Source organism: Lentilitoribacter sp. EG35 (assembly GCF_040784015.1).
GTDB lineage: Bacteria > Pseudomonadota > Alphaproteobacteria > Rhizobiales > Rhizobiaceae > Lentilitoribacter.
In genome coordinates, this window is the sequence record NZ_JBFNGQ010000001.1 from 564343 (window position 1) to 581159 (window position 16817).

A 16817-nucleotide genomic window follows, 5' to 3' on the forward strand; every position below is an offset into this window, starting at 1 on the left:
CTGATTTACCAGTTTTGGGGGAGTTGAGTTAGTTGATTTTATTTGTTGAACTTGCTTCTACAAATATCACATAACACGTATTTAATAGAGCTATTATACTTGTACCGAGCATGAATGCGACCAGGGGTAATGGTCCAGATTCGATCGTAAGGATGGAGGTGACGTAAGCTGCCATAATAGAACCGCCGCCAACCATAACTGCGCCGCCCAGACCTGACGCTGAGCCTGCCAATTTCGGTCTGATGCTCACCATTCCTGCGTTGGCGTTTGGTAGCGTCAGACCATTACCAATACCAACGAAAAACATGAACCCAAAAAATGAAGCTGCGCTTGCGTGTCCAATCAGTATGATGATGATAGATCCGCTTAACCCGATACATGACACCATGCCACCAAGCACCATCATTTTATTGATACCCATGCGTGTTGAGAACCGACCACTTGCGAAATTCCCCAAAAGGTAACCTGTGGCAATGAACAGAAAAAACGAACCAAATTCGGTTGGGTTTAGATGAAAATGTTCAGTTGCCACGAACGGTCCTCCGCCCAGTAGCGAAAAATACGCACCGGATGTAAAGCTTGCCGTTAAGGTATAACCCCAAAAACGTCGGGATTTCAAAAGTTCAGGGTAGCTGCCTATTTGCTCCATAAATGAATTGGACTTGTGGACATTTGTTTCGCCCAAATCGAGGTAAACAACAACAAGGCACATTCCGCCAAAGGCTATCATGGCGGCGAAAATTGCCTGCCAGCCAAAATATTGATCTAACAAGCCGCCAACGAGCGGGCTGAACATGGGTACAACCATCATGCCGACTGTAACATATCCGAGCATGGATGCAGCTTTTTCTGTGCTGTACAAATCCCTCACAATTGCGCGAGACAGCACAATTCCTGTGGCTGATGAAGTTTGTAGGATGCGACCTAGAAGGAAGATTTCGATATTAGGTGCGATCATGCAAATGATTGATGCCAAGACGAATATGCATAATCCCGCTAATATGACAGGTCGCCGCCCAAACCTGTCTGAAAGAGGTCCGAAAAAAATCTGTAACAGGCCTGTCATGGCTAGATAACCGGTGACGGTTAACTGCATGACAGAATAATCTGTCTTAAAATACTCCGTCATAGAAGGCAAAGCAGGAAGAAGCATGTTCATGCTTAGAACTGAAATACTAGCTACAACAACGAGCGTGAATATGCTTGGCGGTCTGCCTCGGTTTAAGAAGTTTTTTGAGCTCATCTTATTTTGCAATACTTAGTGTGAGCTCTCGGGATGAGCCCAATAATTTAACCACCGGTTACGCTCATATGTCGGCTTACCGCGGGGCGTTTTGTGTTTCGATCAATGATGAAATCGTGACCTTTAGGTTTTCTACCTATGGCCTCGTCGATAGCGTTCGATGTCAGCTCATTACCTTCTGATGCCCTTAATGGTTCTCTTAAGTCTGCGGCATCGTCTTGGCCCAAACATAAATATAAAGTGCCTGTGCACGTTAGCCGGACTCTATTGCAGCTCTCGCAGAAGTTATGCGTAAGTGGTGTTATGAACCCTAATTTTCCACCAGTTTCCTTGATCGACACATATCTCGCAGGACCACCAGTTTTAAAAGGAATATCTTCCAATGTATATTGATTAGAGAGATTAGATCGAACTTTTGAAAGTGGGAGATATTGATCGGTTCGGTCTTCGTCGATTTCGCCCATAGGCATAGTCTCGATGATGGTCATGTCCATATCTCGACCATGTGCCCATTCGATCATCTTCGGGAGTTCATCATCATTAAAGCCTTTCAGCGCTACCGCGTTGATTTTGACTTTCAAACCTGATTCTTGCGCTGCATCAATGCCTTGCATGACACGGTTAACATCACCCCAACGGGTAATCGCTTTAAATTTGTCGGCGTCAAGCGTGTCCAGTGATACATTTATTCGTCTCATCCCAGCCGAGAACAAATCCTTCGAAAACCTGTGGAGCTGTGAGCCATTCGTTGTAATTGTCAGTTCTTCAAGCTTCCCGCTTTCGAGGTGGCGGCCAAGACTATTTATAAATTGCATGATGTTTTTGCGGACTAGCGGTTCGCCGCCTGTTAAACGCAGCCTTCTAACGCCTTTGCCAATAAAAATGGTACAGAGGCGATCCAGCTCTTCCAAGGTAAGTAGGTCTTTTTTAGGCAAAAATGTCATATTTTCCGACATGCAGTATGTGCAACGGAAATCACACCTGTCGGTTACAGAGACGCGGAGATAATCAACCATTCGACCGAATGGATCAATCATATTAGCAGCATTGGATGCGTTGGAGGCAGTTACTGGCGCCTGAGACATTGTTTTATCCTATTTAGAGATAAGTCAATCTGAACCCGAAATGTTCTTGCGTCAAATGATTTCTGTGTAGGTAACGGCGTCAAGGCCTACTCAGTTGCCCCTGTCGCGAAACCTGTTGGTTATTGGATAACGCCGATCTCGTCCAAAGTTCTTTTTGGTGATTTTTACACCTGGAGCAGACTGCCGGCGTTTGTACTCCGCAATATAAAGCAAATGCTCAATTCGATGTACAACAGCTTCCTCATGACCTCTGGCGACAATGTCATCCGTAGCCATTTCTTTTTCAACCAAGCACTCTAAAATATCATCCAGAGCAGGGTATGGCGGTAGTGAATCTTGGTCCGTCTGATCGGGTCGAAGTTCAGCTGAGGGCGCCTTGTCAATGATGGAGGTCGGAATGACTTCTCCTGAAGGCCCCAATGCCCCTGGGGGTACTTGCGTATTTCTCCAACGAGAAAGCTCATAGACCTGCATTTTATAGATGTCTTTAATTGGGTTAAAGCCACCGTTCATATCGCCATAGAGCGTGGCATAACCAACGGACATTTCTGATTTGTTGCCAGTTGTAACAACCATCGATCCAAATTTATTGGAGATAGCCATCAAAATGGTTCCGCGAGTTCGGCTTTGTAAGTTCTCTTCGGTGATACCTTCATCGGTCCCGTCAAACATTTCACTTAAGTTTGATAAGAACCCTTGAACAGGTTCTTCAATTTGAACGATATCATAGCGGCAACCTAACGCTTTTGCGCAATCTGCTGCATCTTTTAAAGATAATTCAGATGTGTAACGATAGGGCATCATGACGGCGCGTAAGCGCTCTTCACCCAATGCATCAACAGCCAAGGCAGCGCAAATTGCGGAATCGATACCGCCTGATAGGCCTAGAACGACGTTCTTGAATCCATTCTTGTTCACATAGTCCCTAAGGCCATGCATGCAGGCGCGATAGTCTGCCTCTTCGCCATCTGGAATAACTGAGTTAGGGCCGTTTGAGCAGAGCCAAACGTCGTCTTCTCGTTTCCAAGTGCTAATGCTGACAGTTTCTTCAAACTGACTCATCTGGAAGGCAAGGCTTTTATCAGCATTGAAGGCAAAGCTAGCACCATCGAAAATTAGCTCATCCTGCCCACCAAACTGATTGGCGTAGATCATTGGAAGTTCGCATTCGATGACCTGCTTTAAAACAACTTGATGCCGAATATCTAATTTTCCTCGATAATAGGGAGATCCATTGGGAGATAATAGTATTTCAGCACCGGTTTCGGCGAGCGTTTCGCATACACCAAGATCACCCCAAATATCTTCACAAATGGGAATGCCAATTCGTACACCACGAAAATTGATAGGGCCGGGCATATCGCCTGCATCAAACACCCGTTTTTCATCAAATTCGCCGTAGTTTGGCAGATCGACTTTATCGCGAATTGCAATAATTTCACCATCATCAATAACAGCTATGGAGTTATGTCGTCTCTCGCCATTCTGGCGTGGATATCCGATAATAATTCCGGGCCCACCATCTGCAGTTATCGCGCAAATTTCCTGCAATGCGTCATCGCATGCTTTTAAAAAGGAAGGCTTGAGAACCAAATCTTCTGGCGGGTATCCGGACAAGAATAATTCTGTGAAAAGAACCAGATCAGCCTTATGTCGGACAGCGTCGTCATAGGCAATTTTTGCCTTTTCTACGTTACCTGAAAGATCCCCAACAGTTGGGTTTAATTGTGCAGTTGCTATACGCAGGATATCGAGTGGTTTTGTCATGAATCTGATTTAACGATCTTGGAGATAAACAACAAGTACTTGAAGTATCTATCCGGTAGAATATTTGTTTATCTAATCTTGCTGGCAACATTTAGTTGCAGTTAGGGTTATGGTGTTTTGAGGATAGGCGGAGGGCCATCATATTGTGGTAATCCATCAGATATATCGTAAAAACGACTTCTGTCTTTGCAGAAGATGTGTTCGGTGATTTTGACGTTGATAGGTGTGTCAAATGCGCCAGCTAGAATAGATGTTCTATCCAATTCATTGTGTTTCCAAAACAACGTTGACCCGCAAGTTTTACAGAACCCGCGTTTTGCGGCCTCCGACGCCGAATACCAAGTTATGTGTTCTGCGCCATTGATGATTAAATCGGCGTCTTTTGCTTCGGTTGCCGCAAAATATAGTCCACTTTGTTTGCGACATTGACTACAGTGACATGCCATAATGTCGCGTAAATTTCCCTTGATAGAAAATGTGACCTGGCCGCAGTTGCAGCTTCCAGCATGTATTTCAGCCATAATATGCTCCTGTTTAAATCCGAAGTCACACTATCGCAAAATGAATCCTAAATAGAAGTTATTTTGGGGTTCGTGAAGTTTTACAATGTATTGAGGTCCGCATTACTTCTGCATCGGCACGAACGCTCTAAACAAAGTATAGCGGCTTAGTTAGTCAGTAGTTTTTTGATAAGCTCCATTCGAGCGATTGTGTAAATGGAGTCCATATTCCCATAGATAATCCGGCCTCGCGGAGTGCTTCTCCTGTCCAAACATTACAACTATAAAATATGTGATATTTTGGTGCCGCTTTGAAGAATACATCCCCAAATCCATGGGATGCATTTATCACTAATTCGCTCTGCCCTGCCGCATTGTAATAAAACGTATTGGCTATAAATTTTAGGAGTTTCTCAAAATGAATTTCATCCAATGTTATTGCTTTTAGAGCACTGTTTTCTAACTCTTTATTATAAGGCTGAACATGGATCACAGAATCGTCAAAAAAGAGAGATTTAGCCAAAATCGAAGCTGACATGTCGGTTAATTCTAGTAAACTTGTGTAGGCCGTTTTTGATCCCCAACCTATAATTAGATATTGAGAATCTATCAGTTTGTTAGAAAAGTCCTCTGATTTAATGGGGAGCTTGGACAATATTTGATCACTTATGGGGACAATTATATCGCTGTGAAACCCGTTTGATGACACGTAAATTTTTTGCCCTTGGGGGGCTTCTTTTAAGTTGTAATTATCCGATATCCATACAGCACCAATGATAGCAAAGGCGCCATAGATTAAAATGCTTGCCCCACTATAAGCGGCGCCTAATGAGAGCTTTTTACAAACCCAAAATATGTGTGATTTTTTAAACAATTCCGAGCAGCTTTCCGATGAATGTAATGCTGTCTACCAATAATCATCGTCATAGTGGTCAAAATACGATGCATCTCTATTTTCTTACAAGGCAGGTTGGACGCTGCAATATAAAACCCCGAAATGACATGCATTTCGGGGTTCGTAAAATTTAGTAATATGAATTGGGTTATGCCGTTGCTGCGTCCGTGATGATTTTTGAACCTTCCTTCATGCGTTCTGCAACAAGGAAAGCAAGTTCAAGCGCTTGTTCGGCATTCAAACGCGGGTCACAATGTGTGTGATAGCGTTCAGACAGATCATCGCCAGAAAGTGCACGTGCACCGCCCGTACATTCAGTAACGTTTTTGCCAGTCATTTCAACATGGATGCCACCAGCATGTGTACCCTCAGCGTGATGAACGTCGAAGAATGTTTCAACTTCTGTCAAAATCCGGTCGAATGGACGTGTTTTATATCCAGACATTGAGATTGTATTGCCGTGCATTGGATCACATGACCAAACAACTTTTTTGCCTTCACGTTCGACGGCACGAATAAGTTTTGGAAGGTGATCTGCAACCTTATCATGACCAAAACGCGCAATAAGCGTCAGGCGACCAGCTTCATTTTCCGGATTTAGAATATCAATAAGTTCGATAAGTTCTTCTGGATCCAAAGATGGGCCACATTTCAGCCCAAGCGGGTTTTTAATTCCGCGGCAGAATTCGACGTGTGCATGGTCTGGTTGGCGTGTTCTGTCGCCAATCCAAATCATGTGACCTGACGTAGCGTAATAGTCACCAGTTGTGGAATCGATACGTGTCAGGGCTTGTTCATAGCCAAGAAGTAACGCCTCATGACTTGTGAAAAACTCTGTTTCGCTCAGGGCAGGGTGCGTTTCCGGTGTAATGCCAATCGCCTTCATGAAGTTGATTGATTCCGAAATACGATTGGCAAGTTTCATATAGCGCTCTGATTGCGGGCTGCCATTCGCAAAGCCAAGCATCCAGCTGTGAACATTGACGAGGTTTGCATAACCACCCTGCGCGAACGCACGCAGAAGATTGAGTGTCGCTGCTGATTGACGATATGCCATAACCTGACGCTCTGGATCAGGAATACGAGCTTCCTCATTAAACTCGATACCATTGATGATGTCACCGCGATAACTTGGTAGTTCCACGCCATCTTTTGTTTCAAAATTACTCGAGCGGGGTTTTGCAAACTGTCCAGCAATCCGACCAACTTTTATAACAGGGCTTTGTGCGCCATAAGTCAGCACCGCGGACATCTGTAAAAATGCACGGAAAAAGTCACGAATATTATCACCTTCATGCTCAGCAAATGCTTCTGCACAATCTCCGCCTTGTAGGAGAAATGCTTCACCGTTCGCGACCTTCGCAAGATTATTTTTAAGCGCGCGCGCTTCACCTGCAAAAACAAGTGGTGGAAATTTTGATAAACGGGCTTCTGTTTCTTCCAGCTTTGTTTGCTCTGGATAGTCTGGCACCTGCAAAATTGGCTTGTTGCGCCAGCTGGTTGGGTTCCAGTTTTGTGCCATGATGTATACCTATCTACTCTCAAATTAACAATTTCTTGCAGCTTATAGCGCTGCTTGTTATTCGATGAAAGAAATATCTGCCTTTGAGGCCAAAATTAAATCGATTAAAGCCCTTTGTTCTTCATTCAATTGGACAGAACGAGGATATTGGGGCTGATTACGATCATTGAGTATGGGTGTGTGAAAATTTTCAGTTGTGGCCATAAATTCATGAATGCCATCTGATCCATAAACATCATGAAAGCCTTGCAAAACTGCGTCGAGATAAGAATGAAGGAGAGGTGGACGTTCGTCTTCGAGTGTCTTGTTTTCGATTGCCTCATAAACATAAAAACTATGCGAAGATGCGTCAAACAGGTTTTCAAATCCTAATTCTTTGGTGTTAATGGTACGGCGATGATAATTATGTTCGCGGGCGTCAACCAACGGCAAATTTTCGGCCCAATCAAATACTACAACACCTTTGGTGTTTTTGCTTTGATTAGGTCTAACGGTTAAAAGTGAAACACTTTGACCATCAAAATCATCTCCAGACGGGGTATCCCACATCCTTTGCCATCCTTTTAATGTTGCGGGAATGGTGGCGATATATTCTGTGCGAAGTGTATTTTTATTAACAAGCGAGCCATAGCCAAAATAGCCAACGATCGGGCCTTGTTTAGCTTTCTTGTGCAAAATATCGATGAGCTGCTCAGTCATGGTCTGGCCAGTCAATGTTTTCGTCTAATGGTTTCAGGTCTTGTTGTGCACCTGCAGCAGCCAGTGCAGATTCAAATGTTTGGCAATATACTTCAATTTTTTTGCCGACAAGCCCAACATCGCCATTGACGATGTCACGCGCTGCACAATAATCAAGCGTATTGTTATCTTTTGCGAAATCAGAAAGCTTACATTCTCGAAACCACCCGTCGATCATGCCAGAAAAGGCAATATGGGCAGATATGACGGGGTCTAGTGCGAGATCATAATTTTCCGCCAGATTGATATCAATTTCAAATTTTTTACCAATTCTTTCTTGGGCTGCGACGTAGTTTCGGCGGTGAGTAAGCTGGATATCTCCTCCGCCTACCGGATGTTTCCCGCTTTCGTCTTTCTCCCAATAGCGTTGCTTGACCCAGGATAAACGGCCTTCATTATACGCTTTCTCTAACAATTGTGCTGATTGTTCACGATCGATGGCAAATGCCTCTAAAACCGGCACCATTTTGCCGCCAGTTTCATGATATATCTGACCTAATGCCGCCGCCAGAAAATTTACAGGATGCTTGGCGGCATACCATTTCGCCCAGACATCGAGTTTCGTATTTAATCCAGATTTTTGCTCAGATGAGATCCCATCAGCAAAAAGAGTTGCTTGATTTTCTGCCAGATATTGAAAGAAAACCTTACGATCCATCAGTGACTAGACCCGTTCACCATTTTTGATTCTGTAGCTCGGGGAATACATTGTGACAAGTTCTTCAGATGCTGAGGGATGGACCGCCATTGTGCGATCAAAATCGTCTTTTGTGCATCCCGCTTTTAGCGTTATGCCCAAGACTTGAACAAGTTCACCAGCGTCGGGGCCCAGAATATGCGCACCTAATACCTTGCGATCAGCGGAGTTGACCACTAATTTGACCATCATCTTATCCTGGCGCTCTGTCAGCGTATGACGCATAGGGCGGAATTGAGCCTTGTAAACCTCAATCTCCGAGAATGCTTTTGCCGCTTCTTCTTCGCTCATTCCAACCGTTCCGATCTCCGGCTGTGAGAACACGGCAGTGGGGATGAGTTCATGATCTGGTGATATTGGATTATCTTTATAAACCGTTTCCAGAAAACACATAGCTTCGTGGATGGCTACAGGTGTAAGCTGAACCTTATCAGTCACGTCTCCTAATGCGTATATATTATCGATATTTGTCTTTGAGTATTCATCAATAATAATTGCGCCGCGTGAACTTACCTCTACTCCAGCCTTTTCGAGACCAAGACCATCGGTATTTGCAATTCGGCCCAATGCAAGCATGACTTGGCTGTATTCAGCATTATTTCCAGCTTTTGTAGTAACCGATAATTTGCCATCAGCGTTTTTCTCAACCTTCGAAATTGTATCGGAAAATTGGATATCAATACCTTTTGTAATCATCGCTTCTTGCAGGTTTGACCGAAGGTCCTTGTCAAAACGAGATAGGATTTCGTTACCACGATAAATCAGCGTCGTTTTGACACCCAAGCCGTGGAAAATATTGGCAAATTCGACCGCAATATATCCACCACCTGCTATCAAAATAGACTCCGGCAATTGTTCCAAATGAAATGCTTCATTGGACGAAATACAATGTTCATGACCTTCCAAGTCGCTCATCGGGTTTGGTCGACCGCCGGTTGCAACCAGAATTTTTTCAGCCGTAACGGTTTCACCAGTTGCAGTAAGGCAAATTGTATGTTGATCAACCAATTCCGCACGGCTTTTGAACATCTTGGCGCCGTTTCCATCAAGGCCCTTTTGGTAAAGGCCCTCCAAGCGTTCAATCTCTTTGTCCTTGTTGGCGATCAAAGTGTTCCAGTCGAACTTTGTTTCGCCTACGCTCCAGCCATAGCCGGTCGCATCTTCGAAATGCTCAGGAAATGAAGAAGCATATACAAACAATTTTTTAGGAACGCAGCCTCGGATGACGCAAGTGCCACCAAATCGATATTCTTCAGCAACACCAACACGTTTTCCCATTGCCGCAGCTAATCGTCCTGCACGAACGCCGCCGGAGCCGCCACCAATTACAAAAAGATCAAAATCGTATGCAGCCATGAAGTCACTCCGTCATTAAACCATTATTTGGCATATGGTATTTCGGAAGAGAAATACCAGTATAATTTGAATTATTTATTCAGCTTTTGGGGCGGCATCACCTTCAGCCGGAGTTTCAGGTTTCACATCTGCAGCTTTTGTAAGTTTTTCCTTCAGTGCAACGTTCGCAGCTGCACTAAGGTCTCGGCTGATACCTCCAGCCCAAATTTCGGCAGCTCGCAAAAGTTCACGTCCGGCACTAGGTGCAGATTGGAGAAGTTTTTTACCAGCTTCTGTGTTATAAAATGCTGCGATTTCAGTCAGCTCCGCCAGAGAGAATTTTTTCGCATAAATCATTGCTGCTTCTTCTTCCAAGGCTGAGCGTCGACCGGCAATTTTGATGGCTTCTTCATCCACAGTGAGTGATATTTCATCAGAAAAATTCGGGTTTGCCTGTATTAGGCTGGCTTTAAGCCGTTCAGACGTTGCAGGCAAAATATCATCAAAGTTTGCAGTAACTTTGAGAGCACCTATTGCCTGGCGAGCCACTTTCAAGTGATCGGCAGAAATATCTTGCGCAAATGTTGAGTTTATTGGTGACAAAGCCAAGATTAAGCCTGTTCCGAATGCGATTTTACGAAATTGACGTTGAATGCTCATACTATTACGCTCCAAATTCTAATTATTTTTTTCAATGACATTGACGCCATTTGTTCCAGCTACCAACGCTGTGGTGGCCATATCGATAAATAAACCATTCTCTACAACACCGGGAACTTTATTCAAAGCATCACAAAGTCGCTTTGCATCATAAATAAGGCTAAAAGATGCGTCCAATATAAAATGTCCGCCGTCGGTTACAAATGTAGTTTGATCGCTATTTTTGCGAAGTTCAATTGGACCACTTAATTCCATGACTTTAGCAAGATTTTCTATAGCAATGGTCGTTGACGCTAAACCAAATGGAACAACTTCTATCGGAAGTGGGAATGCTCCCAGTGTTTCAACTGTTTTAGATGTGTCCGCAATGACAATCATCTTAGAAGAGGCTCCTGCAACAATTTTTTCTCGCAATAATGCGCCGCCGCCGCCTTTGATGAGTTGGAGTTTGTGATCAAGTTCGTCAGCACCGTCAATTGTCAAATCGAGTTGTGGTAGATCTTCTAACGTATAGGTTTTGATCCCAACTTCATTGCATAATTTTTGTGTGCGCTCAGATGTCGGTACTGCTTGAATATCGAGACCCTGTTGAACTTTTTCACCCAATAATTTGGTAAACTCATCAGCCGTCGATCCAGTGCCCACGCCAAGGCGCATGCCTGATTTGACATGGTCAAGTGCTGCATTTGCTGCCGATATTTTGAGTTGGAGAGCATCCATATTTTACGCCTTTATTTGTAATTCTGCCCGCTGTTACCACGGATGATATGTTGCTCGCAAAGTATTTTCCTTTAGTAAGGGCTTATCTACAAAAAAATACACTTGATTCTAATTGTAAGAAGGCGACTAAAGTGGATGATATATTAATTGTATTTGATCTTGATGGCACGCTTATAGATACGTCGCATGACTTGCTGGATAGTTTGAATTTTTGTCTAAGTACTATCGATCTTGAACCTGTTGAATATGGTCAACTTTCCGTACTCGTTGGGCAGGGTGCCAAAGCTATGTTGACACGCGCATTTGATATTCGAAGCAAGTCGGTTTCAGACAGTGAATTGAATGATTTTTTTGAGCTGTTTGTTTCTCACTATGGAAAGAACATGCCTGGAAAATCGCGGGCTTATGATGGGTTAGATGAAGCGCTTGAACGATTGCAGATAGACGGTGTACGATTCGCTATATGTACGAATAAACATGAAAGTCTTGCTCGATTACTAATGGAAAAATTAGGAATGTCTGATCAGTTTGTTGCGCTAACGGGAGGAAACAGCTTTTCATTTCGCAAACCTGATGGAAGACATATTCTTGAAACAATCAAGCTGGCTAATGGAAAGCCTGATCGCACGATTATGATTGGTGATTCAATCAATGACATAGCTGCAACAAAGGACGCCGGTATTCCATCTATCGGTGTGCCATTTGGTTTTTCTGATGTACCAATCGCAGATTTGAAACCTGACGGTATTATATCTCACTATGATGAGCTGACATATCAACTCATCATAGAATTACTCAATAAGTAACAAGCTTTAAGACGCCGTTCTTGACTTGATTGTTGTTGCAAATGCTTTCTGCAAGGCTTTGTCACGGCCGTAAACATCATCAAAATATTCAATGGCTCCAGCGTCATTTGGCCAAGCCGTGAAATAAGAGACATGCACCGGGATTGGTTTATCGACAAAAACAGTTTTATTTTTCCGAGGTGCGATATGACCTTCAATCGAATTGAGATCAGTCCCTAATACTGCTGCAGCCATTGCTCTTGGGTCTTGTAAGCGTACACACCCGTGACTGAATGCACGCGTATCACGACCGAATAGCTTTTTCGCAGGCGTGTCATGCATGTATATGGCATGGGCATTTGGGAAGAGTATCTTTAATTCTCCCAAAGCATTTTTTCGACCAGGAGGCTGGCGAACACCAACAGCTCTGGTTGAATTCAAACTATACCAGTCAATTGAGCTTGATGAAGACCTACGTCCATTGTAGCTGACCTCATAGCCTAGGCGATCAAGATAAGATGGGTCTGCACGAAGTTTAGGCAGCATTTCATTTGTGATGATTGATTGCGGCACACCCCAATATGGGTTGAATTCGACTTTTTCGATTTCATCGTCAAAAAAGTTTGTTTGGTTTGATTTTTTCCCAACCACAACACGCATAGAGAGTTTTGACTTATTATTTTCATAATAAGTTACATTATATGCTGGTTGATTAATGAAGACGCGCCGATCTGCCAGCTTGCCTGGTAGCCAACGAGCGCGTTCCATCGCCAGTTTTACTTTTTCAATTTTAACGGCATTGGAATCTTCAACCATCGCTCGAATGGTTTTTCTGCCGATAATACCATCATCAGAAAGGTTGTTTTCTTTCTGGAAAGCTTTGACCAATGTAACAAGCTCCGGTGTGTAAAGATCATCACCGCGATAGGTATTCATTTCAAAAGCGTAATTCGTTTTTAGTTCTTCTGAACCTTTCAAGCGAATGCTGGCAACAATGTTTCTCATCTCAGGGCTTGATTTTCCCGGTTTGAGAAACGTATCAGGAGCGATTGTGATGCGTTCTTTTTCTTCTGCACCTAGAAGTTCAGCCAGTTCAGACTTTAGCGCCAAGAAATGCTCACCGGACGGGTTGAAACTATGTAAAAACTCTGTCGGATTGTCAGAAAGTGCGGCTTTAAATAATGCTTTATCCAAATCCAGCTTTTTACGCTTGAAATCGTGGTAACCAGAAATCTTTTTCGGGCTGATTAAACCACGGCTTGCATCAACCATATAAGTCAAAATGGCAGCGGATAACTCCATTTCAAAACGCATGTAGTCCGACCAAGCACTTTCGCCCGTAGCGAGTACGGCGGCATTAGGCAGATCGACCGTATAATTTTCATTAGGTAGACCGACCATATAAGCTTCTTGGAGGGCTTTATGAAGCGCTAAGGCTTGTTTTGTCGGGCCATTTTCATTCACCCAGCGATAACTCGGGCTGCTCGAATAATGTGTTACCAGTGCCTCAGAAACTTCTGGTAATGTTTTGAGGTTCAAAGAAGACAAGGTCTCAAATCCAAGAGCAAAAGGATCAGTCTTTGCTGTTGAATTAGCTTGTGCTGTTGTTGCGATATTTTCGTTATGGGAAACTGCAGACGTCGTTACGGGATCTACAATTTGATCAAGCTTTGCTGTTACTAATTTATCAGCAATGTAGGTCTTATATCTTGCTCCTCTAATTCTTGGAGCAGGTTTCTTGGGTTGCTGACGGAGGGCTTCCTCTCGGCGTTTCTTTTCAGCTTGACGGCGTTTTCTTGCATTTACACCGAATAATGCATTCAAAAAGTTATTTTCCGCCGCCGCAGGCTGCACAAGTTGCACTATTGGCAAAGGCGAAACTTCTATTATTGTAAAAGCAGTAAGCAGAATAACAGCGTTTTTCGTGAACTTCCGGGTCAATTTTGCAACCTTCCTCTGTAAATTGTCGAGCTATCCATAGCTTAACATGTGATTCATTGGAAGAACCTATCTCCTAGATTGATCAAAATTTTAGAACATGAGACGAACTTCTTATTGTGAAGTTTGGGTTTTTTGACTAGATGAAACACAAATAACCAAGTTTGGATTATGCGTGTTGTCGCTTCCAACCCATTTAAGAGGATTTCTTTATGTCAAATACGAGGTCAGAGTCAGATAGTTTCGGAGTTCTTGAAGTGCCTGCGGATAAATATTGGGGCGCTCAAACACAACGATCTTTAATTAATTTCCCAATTGGTTGGGAAAAACAACCGGTAGCCATTGTTAGAGCTTTGGGCGTTATCAAAAAAGCGTGCGCGCAAGCAAATATTGAGCTTGGTTCCCTTGAACCAGAAATTGGTAATGCGATTGTAAGTGCTGCGGGTGAAGTTGTCGACGGTAAGCTTGATGATCATTTTCCGCTTGTCGTTTGGCAAACGGGTTCAGGGACGCAGTCAAATATGAATGCGAATGAGGTTATTGCTAACCGCGCTATTGAAATGCTGGGTGGTGAAATCGGTTCTAAGTCTCCTGTTCATCCTAATGACCATTGCAATATGGGGCAATCATCTAATGATACATTCCCTACGGCTATGCATATCGCGATTGCTACTATGGCGCGAGACGTCTTGTTGCCGGGTTTGAAAAAATTTCATGATGCACTTTCAGAAAAAGCAAAATCATTTGAGAACATAATCAAAATTGGTCGTACTCATACTCAAGATGCAACACCAATTACACTTGGTCAGGAATTCTCAGGTTATGCATTTCAAATAGAGCAGGGCATTGCGCGTGTTGAGCAGGCTTTGAAGAACATTTATGCGCTCGCTCAGGGTGGAACAGCCGTAGGTACTGGTCTTAACACAAAGAAGGGTTGGGCTGAAAAAGTAGCTGCCAACATGGCAGAAATAAGCGGTTTGCCTTTTTATACAGCTCCAAATAAGTTTGAAGCACTCGCAGCGCATGATGCTTTGGTCGAGATATCTGGTGCGCTTAAAACCGTCGCTGCTAGTGCGTTTAAAATTGCCAATGATATACGGTTGTTGGGTTCTGGTCCACGCTGTGGTTTGGGTGAACTTATTCTACCTGAAAATGAGCCTGGTTCTTCTATTATGCCGGGAAAAGTAAATCCAACTCAGTGTGAAGCTCTTACTCAAGTTTGTGCTCATGTTATGGGAAATGATGCAGCTGTTGGCTTTGCAGGTTCTCAAGGGCATTTTGAGCTAAATGTTTATAAACCGATGATGGCATATAATGTGCTGCAATCGATGCAACTTTTAGGCGACGCTTCCGTCAGCTTTGTGGATAAGTGTGTCGCTGGCATTCGCCCTGATGAGGATAAGATCAGCAAGTTGATGTGGGAAAGCTTAATGTTGGTAACGGCACTCGCGCCTGAGATTGGTTATGACAATGCAACGAAAGTTGCAAAGACGGCTCATAAAAATGGAACTACCCTGAAAGAGGAAGCTATTGGTCTTGGGTTTGTAGATGAAGAAACCTTTGATAAAGTTGTTAGACCTGAGCAAATGCTGGGCCCTAAATAAGTTGAGTTAAGATACTTTCTATTTCTTTGGATCAGGCGCTTGTTATTATGAGCGCCTTTTTTTTTGAAAATTGGGTTTGAGTTAACAGTTCGCCAATACTTTCCGATTATTTTTAACATATGTGTTATCTGTCTGCTTTCATTTGGTGGCCAGAATTAAGTTAAAATGGGGTGTTTCCTAAATGAATACAGCGTCAATAGTAGTTGCAACGATGCATAAACGAGGTATCTCCGGATTACCAAGAAACTATGAGCTTGTTTATGAAGCGCTGAATAAAAGCAATACCACGCTTACGAGGGAATTTGCAGCACTTGGCAGTCAGCCGTCTCAGGGTGATCTTGATGCTGTTGGCAAAAAATATTTCTCTCATCACCACCATGGCGGGGTTGTCGATTCTGCTCAAGAGAAAATTTCCGGCGAACTTGATGATCTTTTGGGTAAGTTGAATAAAGAAAATACAACTTTGCAGGATTATACGCAGGTTCTGGGTGATAATGCCAATAAACTTAATCACATGTCTGAAAATCCACGTAACAAGGATATCTTGTCCGTTACGGAAGAATTAGCTCAAGCTACTGGTGATAAGATTGAAAACAGTAAAGCAATCATTGATCGGGTATTGGAAGCTACAAAGGAACTAGCACAAGTTAAAGAACAGCTAGATGAATACAAATCAATTGCAAATACGGATCCATTGACACAGCTACCTAATCGACGAGCATTCGATGAAGCAATGTCAATGGTTTATGATAGCAATATCTCCATTTCGACAAGTGCACTGATTTTGCTTGATATCGATCATTTCAAGAGCTTCAATGATACACATGGGCATCCGATCGGTGATCGTGTCTTGGGCGTTGTCGCAAGAGCCATGAGTACAGAGTTACGTGATGATTCATTGATTGCCAGAACCGGCGGTGAAGAGTTCGGGATCGTTGTGTCAAATACCTCTGCGGGCAAGGTGGAGCTTATTGCGGAACGAATACGTCTCGCCGTTGAAAAGACATCACTCAAGGACCGCAAGTCTGGCGCGGACTATGGTCAAATTACCATTTCTCTTGGTGTATGCATGGCATCGGAATGTAATAATTCTGAGCATCTCTATGGTGCTGCTGATGAAGCGCTCTATCTCTCCAAAAATAAGGGCAGGAACCAAGTTCAGGTTTATGACCCTGAGCGGATGAAAAAGACCAACGGCAATCGCGCAATGTACAAGTAGTAAATCAAACTTCCTAAAATCAAAAAAACACCGTTCGGGAAATTGAACGGTTTTTTTATTTATAGTGACGATGAATTTTATTCTCTGAAACCATGTACCATGTGATAGA

Annotated in this window: 15 protein-coding genes; 3 read left to right on the forward strand and 12 right to left on the reverse strand. The window is 43.3% G+C overall.

The annotated features are described in order from the left end of the window. Positions 1-28: 28 nt before the first annotated feature. The 11 genes from AB2J24_RS02605 to rpiA form a co-directional block, all read right to left on the reverse strand. Complete coding sequence (locus tag AB2J24_RS02605) at positions 29-1243, reverse strand: multidrug effflux MFS transporter (RefSeq protein WP_367384313.1); 1215 nt, start codon at positions 1241-1243, stop codon at positions 29-31. A gap of 47 nt (positions 1244-1290) precedes the next feature. Beyond that, a complete protein-coding gene (gene moaA / locus AB2J24_RS02610; protein ID WP_367384314.1) occupies positions 1291-2328 on the reverse strand; it encodes a GTP 3',8-cyclase MoaA in 1038 nt (345 codons plus the stop codon). A gap of 90 nt (positions 2329-2418) precedes the next feature. Continuing rightward, the gene (locus tag AB2J24_RS02615) at positions 2419-4095 is read right to left on the reverse strand and encodes an NAD+ synthase (RefSeq protein WP_367384315.1); all 1677 of its coding nucleotides are present in this window, start codon (positions 4093-4095) and stop codon (positions 2419-2421) included. A 107-nt stretch (positions 4096-4202) separates the two neighbouring features. Continuing rightward, on the reverse strand, positions 4203-4616 hold the full coding sequence (locus AB2J24_RS02620) for a GFA family protein (protein ID WP_367384316.1): 414 nt from the start codon (positions 4614-4616) through the stop codon (positions 4203-4205). Between the two features lie 154 nt (positions 4617-4770). Continuing rightward, complete coding sequence (locus AB2J24_RS02625; protein ID WP_367384317.1) at positions 4771-5469, reverse strand: TIGR02117 family protein; 699 nt, start codon at positions 5467-5469, stop codon at positions 4771-4773. A gap of 169 nt (positions 5470-5638) precedes the next feature. Continuing rightward, positions 5639-7012: a class II 3-deoxy-7-phosphoheptulonate synthase gene (locus AB2J24_RS02630; RefSeq protein WP_367384318.1), complete on the reverse strand. Its 1374-nt coding sequence runs from the start codon at positions 7010-7012 to the stop codon at positions 5639-5641. Between the two features lie 57 nt (positions 7013-7069). Further along, a complete protein-coding gene (locus tag AB2J24_RS02635; protein WP_367384319.1) occupies positions 7070-7711 on the reverse strand; it encodes a gamma-glutamylcyclotransferase family protein in 642 nt (213 codons plus the stop codon). After that, positions 7704-8408 (reverse strand): hypothetical protein, encoded by a 705-nt coding sequence (locus AB2J24_RS02640; RefSeq protein WP_367384320.1) that lies wholly within the window; start codon positions 8406-8408, stop codon positions 7704-7706. Before AB2J24_RS02640 ends, AB2J24_RS02635 begins: the two co-directional genes overlap by 8 nt. A gap of 6 nt (positions 8409-8414) precedes the next feature. Continuing rightward, entirely contained in the window at positions 8415-9803 is a 1389-nt protein-coding gene (gene gor, locus AB2J24_RS02645; RefSeq protein WP_367384321.1) for a glutathione-disulfide reductase, read from the reverse strand. Positions 9804-9878: 75 nt separating this feature from the next. Then, complete coding sequence (locus tag AB2J24_RS02650; RefSeq protein WP_367384322.1) at positions 9879-10442, reverse strand: DUF2059 domain-containing protein; 564 nt, start codon at positions 10440-10442, stop codon at positions 9879-9881. Between the two features lie 18 nt (positions 10443-10460). Next, positions 10461-11162: a ribose-5-phosphate isomerase RpiA gene (gene rpiA / locus AB2J24_RS02655; RefSeq protein ID WP_367384323.1), complete on the reverse strand. Its 702-nt coding sequence runs from the start codon at positions 11160-11162 to the stop codon at positions 10461-10463. Positions 11163-11293: 131 nt separating this feature from the next. Between rpiA and AB2J24_RS02660 the strand changes: the two genes are divergently transcribed. Then, a complete protein-coding gene (locus AB2J24_RS02660) occupies positions 11294-11968 on the forward strand; it encodes an HAD family hydrolase (RefSeq protein WP_367384324.1) in 675 nt (224 codons plus the stop codon). Positions 11969-11974: 6 nt separating this feature from the next. On the opposite strand, the gene AB2J24_RS02665 is transcribed toward AB2J24_RS02660, so the two are convergent. Next, entirely contained in the window at positions 11975-13888 is a 1914-nt protein-coding gene (locus AB2J24_RS02665) for a L,D-transpeptidase family protein (RefSeq protein ID WP_367384325.1), read from the reverse strand. A 209-nt stretch (positions 13889-14097) separates the two neighbouring features. Here AB2J24_RS02665 and fumC point away from each other — a divergent pair, with 209 nt between their 5' ends. Further along, complete coding sequence (gene fumC / locus AB2J24_RS02670) at positions 14098-15489, forward strand: class II fumarate hydratase (protein ID WP_162652429.1); 1392 nt, start codon at positions 14098-14100, stop codon at positions 15487-15489. A gap of 181 nt (positions 15490-15670) precedes the next feature. Beyond that, positions 15671-16708 carry a GGDEF domain-containing protein gene (locus tag AB2J24_RS02675; RefSeq protein WP_162652428.1) on the forward strand — a complete coding sequence of 346 codons (1038 nt, stop codon included), beginning with the start codon at positions 15671-15673 and terminating at the stop codon, positions 16706-16708. Positions 16709-16817: the final 109 nt, after the last annotated feature.